At 40.8% G+C, this 3,774-nt stretch carries 4 protein-coding genes and 1 riboswitch; all 4 genes read left to right on the top strand.

What is annotated here, in order from left to right:
- Positions 1–158 precede the first annotated feature (158 nt).
- On the top strand, positions 159–1,091 hold the full coding sequence (locus AABI99_RS17650; RefSeq protein WP_338367430.1) for a porin: 933 nt from the start codon (positions 159–161) through the stop codon (positions 1,089–1,091).
- A 45-nt stretch (positions 1,092–1,136) separates the two neighbouring features.
- Positions 1,137–1,277, top strand: a riboswitch (cobalamin riboswitch).
- Positions 1,278–1,354: 77 nt separating this feature from the next.
- Positions 1,355–2,164, top strand: a complete 810-nt coding sequence (locus AABI99_RS17645) for an ABC transporter ATP-binding protein (protein WP_338367429.1) — start codon at positions 1,355–1,357, stop codon at positions 2,162–2,164.
- Positions 2,165–2,168: 4 nt separating this feature from the next.
- Complete coding sequence (locus AABI99_RS17640; RefSeq protein ID WP_338367431.1) at positions 2,169–3,173, top strand: iron ABC transporter permease; 1,005 nt, start codon at positions 2,169–2,171, stop codon at positions 3,171–3,173.
- A 5-nt stretch (positions 3,174–3,178) separates the two neighbouring features.
- The coding region (locus AABI99_RS17635; protein ID WP_338367428.1) for a cobyric acid synthase at positions 3,179–3,774 on the top strand (596 nt) is incomplete at its 3' end.

Genomic DNA, 3,774 nt, shown 5'->3' with positions numbered 1-3,774 from the left:
TTTGTTTATTAAATATTCATGTCGCTTTGTTTTCAAATATTAGACACTTTTATTAAAATAAAAAGACAAAAATGTTTCCTTTGTAATATATCTGTCATTTTACAATGACAAACTGCAGCTGTTTTAAAAATTAGTCTTGTGATTATCGAGGAAATAACATGAATTTTGTAAAATCGAGCTTATGTGTTGCTTTAGTAAGTGGCTTGTCTTTCAGTGCGTTTGCAGATGTTGATGTATACGGTAAAGCGAATGTTACTGTGCAATCGTCTGACGACGGCGAAGGGTCTTTCACTGAAATTAAGAGCAATGCATCGCGCTTTGGTTTAAAAGGATCTGAAAAGATCTCTGATGGATTAGAAGCAGTTTACAAGTTTGAGTTTCAAGTTGATGTATCTGATGCTGACTCTAAAGGTGATAACGACGATAACATCTCAGCACGTAACCAGTATGTAGGTTTGAAAGGCGCTTATGGTCAGGTTGTTGTAGGTCGCAATGATACAGCGCTTAAGCAATCACAAGGCAAGATAGATTTATTTAATGACCTTGAAGGCGATATTAAAAACGTTTTTAAAGGTGAAAACCGCTTAGGTGATTCAATTACGTATACATCTAATAGTTACGAAGGCTTTAAAGTACTTGCTACTTTTATTGCCGAAGATGATGTAGATGCAGGTAATGGCTATTCAATGGCGGTTACTTACGGTGACTCTAAACTTAAAAAAAGTGCGGTTTATGCATCGGTTGCAGCTGATAGCGAAGTAAACGGTTACGATGTAGTACGTGCATCTATTCAAGGTAAAGTAGAGAGCTTTAAATTAGGCGCTATGTACCAAACTCAAGAAAAAGTAGACGGTAGCGCAGAAGCAGACGGCTATTTATTAAACGCCGCTTACAGCATGGGTAAAAACACATTTAAAGTGCAATACCAAGCAATGGATTTTGACGACAGCGATGACAAAACGGCAGTTTCTGTAGGTGTTGATCATAAATTAAATAAAAACATTAAAGTATTTGGTTTTTACTCAAGCTTCGATATGGATAACAATATTGACCAAGACTACGTAGGTTTAGGTATGGAATACAAGTTTTAAGCATAGCTTAAACACTCCCTTTTTGAACCGCGCCCTAATGAGCGCGGTTTTTTTGCTTTAAATTATTTACTTACCCACCCATAATAGAGCCTCATTTGGAATGGGGTGAAACTCCTCAGCTATTCCCGTAACTGTAATTAGCCTAATGCTTTAAGTCAGATACAAGTGATTAAAATATTTTAACGAGCGGGTAAACTCATTTTTATTAAGCACATCTTTTTTAACTGTGTTGCTAGTGAGTGCCTGCTTAAAAGGACTCACTTTTGCAAACTACATCAGCGCCAAATATACCCCTATTGCAGGTTCAAAATGTGTCGTGGCAAGTCGATAACCGCGCTATTTTAAATAATATTAATTTAAGCATAGCTAAGGGTAAATTTATTGGCTTAATTGGCCCTAATGGAGCGGGTAAGTCGAGCCTGTTGCGCTGTTTGTATCGCTTTAATAAACCTACCGCTGGTAACATTACCTTTAATCAACAAGATATCTGGCAAATTAAGAGTGAGGACTACGCAAAATATGTTGCTGTCGTTCTACAAGAAACGCCTGCGCAATTTAACCTAAGTGTATTTGATGTGGTTGCGCTTGGGCTTACCCCTCATAAACCCCTTTTTAGCGCCACCACCGAAAACGATAAGCAAAAAATAGCACAGGCTATAAAAACCGTAGGACTTGAGCAACACTATAAGCAAAGGTTTGAATCGCTTTCAGGTGGCGAAAAGCAACGTGCATTGATTGCCCGCGCTATAGTGCAGCAACCGCAATTGCTGATTATGGATGAGCCAACTAGCCATTTAGATGTTAAATACCAAATACAAGTTATGGAACTGGCAAAATCGCTAGGGGTTACTGTGTTTGCCTCATTTCATGATTTAAATTTAGCGGCCGCTATGTGCGATGATTTAATCGTTATTGATAAAGGAAAAATAACCCATACAGGCTCGCCTGCACAGGTGCTTAATGAGGATATGCTTGCAAAAGTTTTTGGAGTTTGTGCGCGTGTATCAAGTCACCCTCAATGCACGGAAAATGGCCAGACTATTCCTCATATTACTTACTTTTATGGCTATTAATATAATGGATAGAGCAAAAATAACCTCATGGGGTGCACTTACAACTGTTTTACTAATAACCCTTGGTAGCCTTTTTATCGCATTAAGTTTTGGTGCAGCCGAAACATCATTAACTGATGTATTAATGAGTGTTTTATCTGCAGGTGAGGGGTCAGTTAACTCACGTATTATTTTTGAGCTTAGGCTACCGCGCACTTTACTTGCTTTTATGGCGGGCGCAGGCTTGGCTATCGCAGGGCTTATTTTGCAAACAATAACCCGAAACCCGCTCGCCGATCCTTATTTATTTGGTATATCCTCAGGCGCCTCTTTTGGGGTGGTGCTGCTTATGGCTGTAGTAGGTATAAATGCTGGGGTTATGCTTTCAGTTGCGGCTTTATTAGGGAGCTTTTTAGCAATGGCTTTGTTAATACTTATTGCTGGTAGGCAATATAATGCTCAAGTAGAGTCAATGCTGTTAGCAGGAGTCGCACTGTCGTTTTTATTTAGCGCATTCACAAGTTTATTGCTGTATTGGAGCGACCCACAAGCGGTGGCAGGGATTTTATTTTGGACGCTAGGCAGTTTTGCTCGAGCGCAATGGACCACGTTGTGGCTGCCCTGTGTGGTTATTATTGTGTGTATAGGTTTTATGCTTAGCTTTAAAAGGCAGCTAAATGCAATGCTACTTGGCGATGAGAGCGCGATATCACTTGGCGTGCGTGTACACCGCTTTAGAATTTTAATGCTGGTATTGAGTTCCTTAATAACCGCCGTGCTGGTGGCCTTGTGTGGCGGGATTGGTTTTGTAGGGTTGATGGTGCCACACATAGTGCGCTTTTTCATATCACAGGGGAGTACTACGGGCTTACTCATAACCAGTATAGTAGGGGGGACATTTATGGTGTGGGTTGATGTACTTTCGCGCACATTACTTAAAAACCAAGAGCTCCCCGTTGGTGTAATTACCGCTGCTATAGGTAGCCTATTCTTTTTAAGTTTACTCTTTTTTAGAAAAACAAAGGCATAAAACCGATGAAAACCTTAATGATTCAAGGCACGACGTCAGATGCCGGAAAAAGCACTTTAGTCGCAGCGCTTTGCAGAGTATTTGCAAAGCGTGGTGTAAAAGTAGCCCCTTTTAAACCACAAAATATGGCTCTCAATAGTGCAGTTACAAAAGAGGGTGGGGAAATCGGTCGCGCGCAAGCCTTACAAGCAATTGCTGCAAATGTAGAGCCTCAAATTGACTTTAACCCGATACTGCTCAAACCAAATAGTGATACAGGTGCACAAGTCATTGTTCATGGTAAGGCCATTAATAATATGGAGGCAGGGCCATATCATAATTATAAACAGGTTGCGATGGATGCCGTGCTTGCCTCGCATAAACGCTTAGCTAAACAGTTTGATTTATTATTGGTTGAGGGCGCAGGCAGCCCCGCAGAAATAAACCTGCGCGAAAACGACATTGCCAATATGGGTTACGCAGAAGCGGTAGATTGCCCTGTTATTATTATTGCCGATATAGACAAAGGCGGTGTGTTCGCGCATTTAGTGGGCACATTAGCGCTGCTAAGCGAATCCGAGCAAGCGCGCGTAAAAGGCTTTGTGATAAACCGTTTTAGAGG

This window comes from uncultured Pseudoalteromonas sp., assembly GCF_963922945.1.
Taxonomy (GTDB): domain Bacteria; phylum Pseudomonadota; class Gammaproteobacteria; order Enterobacterales; family Alteromonadaceae; genus Pseudoalteromonas.
Note: the sequence above shows the minus strand (reverse complement) of the source record. Positions and strands in the feature narration are given on the sequence as shown.